Origin of the sequence: Microbacterium sp. ACRRU (assembly GCF_022346945.1) — a bacterium.
Classification (GTDB): domain Bacteria; phylum Actinomycetota; class Actinomycetes; order Actinomycetales; family Microbacteriaceae; genus Microbacterium; species Microbacterium mcarthurae.
Genome location: NZ_JAKRNI010000032.1, coordinates 23,373 through 29,608, shown reverse-complemented (window position 1 = coordinate 29,608; position 6,236 = coordinate 23,373). Strand labels below are relative to the sequence as shown.

At 69.3% G+C, this 6,236-nt stretch carries 3 protein-coding genes; 1 reads left to right on the top strand and 2 read right to left on the bottom strand.

Annotation, left to right across the window (positions count from 1 at the left end):
- Positions 1 to 172 precede the first annotated feature (172 nt).
- Entirely contained in the window at positions 173 to 3,886 is a 3,714-nt protein-coding gene (locus MHY30_RS12770) for a metallophosphoesterase (RefSeq protein WP_239277274.1), read from the top strand.
- Between the two features lie 228 nt (positions 3,887 to 4,114).
- Here MHY30_RS12770 and MHY30_RS12765 read toward each other — a convergent pair whose 3' ends face one another.
- A complete protein-coding gene (locus MHY30_RS12765; protein WP_239277273.1) occupies positions 4,115 to 4,735 on the bottom strand; it encodes a histidine phosphatase family protein in 621 nt (206 codons plus the stop codon).
- Positions 4,736 to 4,997: 262 nt separating this feature from the next.
- A complete protein-coding gene (arsB, locus tag MHY30_RS12760) occupies positions 4,998 to 6,092 on the bottom strand; it encodes an ACR3 family arsenite efflux transporter (RefSeq protein ID WP_308192662.1) in 1,095 nt (364 codons plus the stop codon).
- Positions 6,093 to 6,236: the final 144 nt, after the last annotated feature.

The window sequence follows — 6,236 nt, the reverse complement described above, 5'->3', positions numbered from 1 at the left end:
GTCCACCCCCACGTCGACGCCGACCGTCACCCCCACGCCGACGTCCACCCCGACGCCGACCGCCACCCCCACGCCGACGTCCACCCCGGTCCCGACCACTCCGGCACCGTCCCCGACGGCGACCGCCCCGGGTGAGCCGCTCCTCGCGGGCGCGCCGCTGCAGATCACCGAGGTGCTGCCCGACTCGACCAACGTCGGCGGCTCGGACGGCTACGAGTTCATCGAGGTCTTCAACGCCACCGATGCGCCGATCGACTTCTCCGACTACGCCATCGACTACCTCTACCCCGTCGAGGGCACGGTCAGCCGCTGGCCGGCCGTCCCGTCCGACGTGGTCATCCCCGCGCGCAGCGCCCTGGTGTTCTGGATCAAGAACGGCGCGAACGACGCCCTGACCGCCGCCGACTTCAACCGCCAGTTCGGCACCGATCTCGTCGCCGGTGTGTCGCTCGTGGAGATCTCCTCCGCCGGTATGGCCAACGGCAGCCCGCGCGGACTGCAGGTGTCCACCAACACCGGGTACGCCGTGAGCACCGCCTTCTACAACCTCGACGGCCGCGACGACACGCAGGCCGATCGCGGCATCCGGTACACCGCGACCGAGGATGCCGGTCGCCAGCGGATCGTCGACCTTGCTCCCGCGACCCCCGGTGCGACGCAGAGCGACCAGGTCGCCGAGGAGCCCGTCCGGACCCCCGTGGACACCGCGGCCCCGACGGTCACCGACCGCACCCCGGCGGAGATCGTTCCCGGGCAGGACTTCGTCATCGACCTCGCGCTCGCCGACGACGTGCAGGTGCGCACCGCCACTCTCGAGCTTCGCAACGATGTGGATGCCGAGACTCTGCGCGTCAACCTGAGCGACGCCGGCGACGGCGCCTTCCGGCACACGGTGAAGGCGGTCGACCTCACGGGCAAGCGCTGGTACGCGTACACCGTCACCGCGACCGACGGCGTCAACACGACCACGACCCCGGAGCGACGCGTCAACGTCGCCGGCACGTCCGACGACCCGGTACGCCTCAACGTGACGGACGGCCAGTTCGTCCGCGGCGAGACCGAACTCGTGGCATCCGGAGACGCCTACCCGAGCCCGCTGTCTCTGTCGGTCGACGGGAAGACCGTCGAGACGACGCCGAGCCTCGAGGCGCGGCCGGTGTTCGTCTTCGAGACCACCAACGTCAACTACTACTTCAAGAACGGCGTGCGCATCGGCGACGACGTCCTCGCCATCTTCGACAAGGGCACCGTGGGCTGGGAGACCATCGCGACGCCGATCCCGCTGGAGTACCTCGAGCGCGGCGGAGACGTCACGGCCAGCGTGTGGGCGGGCACGAAGAAGGCGCCCGAGATCGACCCGGACGAGAACAACGACGACTTCGAGATCCGCGGCATGCGCCTGATCCTCCCCGACGGCCGCACCCTCACCCCCGCGGGGTACGACGACCCCACGGCCGTTCTCCGCATGGGCGACAGTGCCGGGAAGCTCGACTTCTACGACGCGCGGTTCACCGTTCCCGAGGACGCGTACTCGGCCGTCGCGCACGCGTGGGACACCACGGCGCGGACCGACGGTCCGGCCGAGATCGCCGCGACCGACGGTGAAGAGGTCGTCACGCGCACGGTCCGGGTGGACAACACCGCGCCGACGGTGACCTCGCGCATCCAGGACGGCACCGCCTACCGCGGCACGATCGACATCGACGCCGAGGTCGTCGACGACGGGTCCGGTGTGGCGGAGGTCGTCGCCCGGCTCGACGGTGCCGAGATCGCGCTGCCGTATCAGACCTCGTCGGTCGCGCTCGCCCCGGGCGATCACTCGCTCGAGATCGCCGCGACCGACACCGTCGGCAACGCCACGACCTGGACGGCCACGTTCGAGACCTACGCGGAGCAGCCGGCCGCCGGGCTCCTGGCCCCCGCCGAGGGTGCGGAGGTCACGGCGGGTGACGTGACGCTGCAGGCCAAGGTCGAGGACCCCCAGGGCGACACCCTCGACGTCGCCTTCCTCGAGGGGCGCCGCCTCGACCTCGCGGACGGCGACGTGACCGTGCAGTCGGGCACGGTCTCCGATGCGGCATCCCTCGACCGCACGCAGCCGCAGACGCTCTCGCGTGCGCAGGTCGAGACGCTCGCCGCCGTGGACGGACTGTCCGACGACGTCACCAGCTCGGAGGCGTTCCCGTATCAGCTGTTCGAGGTGGCGGTGGATGCCGCCGACGCCGGCGCCGATGTGCGCTCGACGTGGTCCGGGCGCGCGAACGCGGGTGCCTCGGTGATCCTGTCGGTGCAGCGTCCCGACGGTTCGGGCTGGGACGAAGTGGACCGGCACGTCGCGGCCGCGGACGACGAGGCGTTCGACCTCGACGGTGTCGTCGGCGTCGACGAGTACGCGGTCGACGGTGCCGTGCGCATGCTCGTGCAGCACTCGGAGGGCTTCGCGGCTCCCGATCGCAGCTCGCGTGATACGGCGGTCGCACCGCACAACGTCGACGACGTTCCGCGCTCGGAGTACGACTTCACGTTCGGGTGGGAGTCGGACACGCAGTACTACAACGAGAACGAGATGGCCGGGGAGCCCTACAAGCACCAGGAGGCGATCCACTCGTACTTCCTCGACCGGCGTGACGAGCTGAACCTGCAGTACGTCATCCACACGGGCGACATCGTGGACGACTACGACGTGATCCCGCAGTGGGAGCGGGCCGACGTGCAGTACGACCGTCTGGACGAGGCGGGGCTTCCCTACGGCGTGCTGGCGGGGAACCACGACGTGGGTCACGACGTGGGCGACTACACCAACTACGGCACCTACTTCGGCGAGGACCGCTTCGCGCAGAACCCCTGGTACGGCGGAAGCTACGAGAACAACCGCGGTCACTACGACCTCGTCTCGGCCGGTGGCATCGACTTCCTCATGCTGTACACCGGGTGGCTGCCCGATGACGCGTCGATCGCGTGGATGAACGACGTCCTGAAGCGCTACCCCGATCGCGTGGCGATCGTCGCCCAGCACGAGTTCATCCTCACCACCGGTGGACTGGGTGCCATCCCGCAGCGCGTGCTGGACGAGGTCGTCGCTCCGAACCCGAACGTGCGCATGGTCATGTCGGGCCACTACCACGACGCGTTCCTGCGCACGGATGCGTTCGACGACGACGGTGACGGCGTCGACGACCGGACCGTGTACTCGATGCTGTTCGACTACCAGGGTCTCCCCGAGGGCGGCCTCGGCTACCTGCGCCTGCTGCACTTCGACAACGAGGGCGAGCGCATGATGGTGCGGACCTACTCGCCGTCCCTCGACCGGTACAACTCCGACGAGCCGAGCCTGCTCGGCCCCGCGGACGACCCCTACTCGCAGCAGGAGTTCGAGCTGACCTACGACCAGCTCGGCATCCAACCGATCGAGCGTACGCTCGGCACCGACGCGTTCTCGGCCGAGGTGCTCGGTGGCACCGAGATCGCCGCGTTCGCGGATGTCGCCAGCGGCACGATCCTGTCGGCATCCTGGCCGCTGACCGAGGAGGGCGAGTACGGCTGGTATGTCCGCTCGAGCGACCCGTACGGCGCCGTGGACTACTCGCGGGTGGCGCTGTTCACGGTGCGCGCCGCGCCGGTCGAGCCCGAGGAGCCGGGCGAGGAACAGCCGGGCGACGGGCAGGAGGAGCCCGGTGACATTGGTGGGGGACAGGGCAGCGGATCGGGCTCGGGCTCGAGCGGCGCGGGTTCCCCGGCCGCCGGCGACGCGGGGTCCGATGACACCGGCGGGGGAGCGCTCGCGGTGACCGGGGCGAATGCCGGAACGCTCGCTCCCTGGGCGCTGGGAGCCCTGCTGCTCGTCGCCGTCGGGATCGTGATCCGGCGTCGATCGCGGCGCAGCTGAGGCGGGGGCGCCGGTGCGAGAGCATCGGCGCCTCGCTCCGTTAACGGGGCAAGGGCCGGTCGAAGCGGCATCCGACCGGCCCTCTGCACCAGAGTGTCCTGCAATCACATGTCGGTAGCCGCCACAGCAAAACGGTTACCGCGCGATGACTCTATAACGGTGAGGTAACGGAACGGAAGGGGTTCCGTGATCTTTTCGTGACGAACGGGGCGCCTGGCAGCCGGTGTCTCAGCGACCGCGGACGTGGTTCCACTGCGTGATGACCTCGGATCCATGCTCGAATCCGAGCTCGCTGACCGCCGACGTCCCCAGCACGAAGTAGCGGCCGCCCGCGGCGGTCAGGCCGAGCCAGACGCCCGCGAGGGCACGCAGGAAGTGCGCGTGCGAGAAGACCAGCACCTGCTCCCCGGCTCGCACGCGGGGGCTCAGCTCGTCGAGCAGGGACTGGGCGCGCGCGGTGACCTGTTCGACGCTCTCGCCCGGGGTGGCGCCCGCGGGGGCTCCCGCCTGCCAGATCGTCCATGGCCGCCCGAGTCGTTCGACGATCTCGGGCGTCGTGAGGCCCTCGTACGCGCCGTAGTCCCACTCCACCAGGCGCGCATCGGGTCGGGCGTCGGGGTAGCCCGCGCGATCGGCGGTCTCGACCGCCCTCCGCAGCGGGCTCGTGAGGACGAGGTCCCACCGCCGGGTCGCCAGGAGGGTGCCGGCGAGCTCGGCCTTGTAGGCGCCCGTCTCGGTCAGGGGGATGTCGGTCAGGCCCGTGTGGCGACCGGTTCGGCTCCATTCGGTCTCGCCGTGGCGCACGAGCACGAGGCGCCCGTCGGGATCGGTCAGCTCGGCGTCTTTCACGAGCCCATCCTGCCGTCATCGGCGGGCATTCGGGGTCCTGGCCGCAAAAGACGAAGGGCCGGTCGAGGAGTGTCGACCGGCCCTTATCCCTGCACCAGAGTGTCCTGCAATCACATGTCGGCAGCTGCCACAGCAAAACAGCTACCGTGCGATGACTCTATAACGGTGAGGTAACGGAGCGGAAGGGGATGCCGTTATCTTTTCGTGATTCACAGGTGGCGCTGGGCGCGCGCTCGGCGTCCGCCGAGCTCGCGCGCATTCGTCAGCGCGCCACTTCGCGCTCGCGTCGGACGTCCGGCTCCGGGGCTGTGACGGGAAAGAGCCGACGTCGCAGCCACAGCGCGACGTAGACGAGCCCGATGAGCACGGGCACCTCGATGAGGGGGCCGACGATGCCCGCGAGGGCTTGTCCGCTGGTGGCTCCGAACGTGCCGATGGCCACCGCGATGGCGAGCTCGAAGTTGTTGCCGGCCGCAGTGAAGGCGAGCGTCGTGGTCCGCTCGTAGGTCAGTCCGATGATCTTTCCGGTGCCGAAGCCGATGAGGAACATCGCGAGGAAGTAGGCCAGCAGGGGCAGCGCGATGCGGGCGACGTCGAGCGGGCGCTCGATGACCTGCTCGCCCTGGAGCGCGAAGAGCATGACGATCGTGAACAGCAGGCCGCCGAGGGCGAGCGGGCCGACGCGGGGGAGGAAGGTCGTCTCGTACCAGGCGCGGCCGCGGCGACGCTCGCCGATCAGCCGCGAGAGGTAGCCGGCGACGAGAGGAATCCCGAGGAACACCAGCACGCTCAGGGTGATCGCCCACAGGGAGAACTCGGCGCTGGTGGTCGGCAGTCCCAGCCAAGCGGGGAGGATCTGCAGGTAGAACCATCCGAGCGCGGCGAACGCGATCACCTGGAAGACGGAGTTGATCGCGACGAGGAAGGCGGCCGCCTCGCGATCGCCGCACGCGAGGTCGTTCCAGATGAGAACCATGGCGATGCAGCGCGCGAGGCCGACGATGATGAGCCCGGTGCGGTACTCGGGGAGGTCGGGCAGAAGGACCCAGGCGAGCGCGAACATCAGGGCGGGGCCGACGAGCCAGTTCAGGACGAGGGAGGATGCCAGCAGGCGCTTGTCCCTCGCGACGATCGCGGCATCCGAGTACCGCACCTTGGCCAGAACCGGGTACATCATCACGAGGAGTCCGACCGCGATCGGGATGCTGATCGTTCCGATCGATGCCGCGTGAAGGAATTCCCCGAAACCCGGGGCGAAGACCGCAAGGGTCAGACCGGCGCCCATCGCGAGCAGGATCCAGAGCGGCAGAAGCCGGTCGAGGGCTTCCAGGCGGGCAGGGGTGGGTGTCGCGGTCACGTCGCTCCTCTATCGATAGACAAGTATCGATATGGACCCTATCAATACATTGACGCTCGTCGATGCATTAGGCGCCCTTCGGTATCCGTGCAGGGGCGATCGGGTTGGGGTGTGGAAATGGTTGCTCTCGTTCACCGCGCGTTC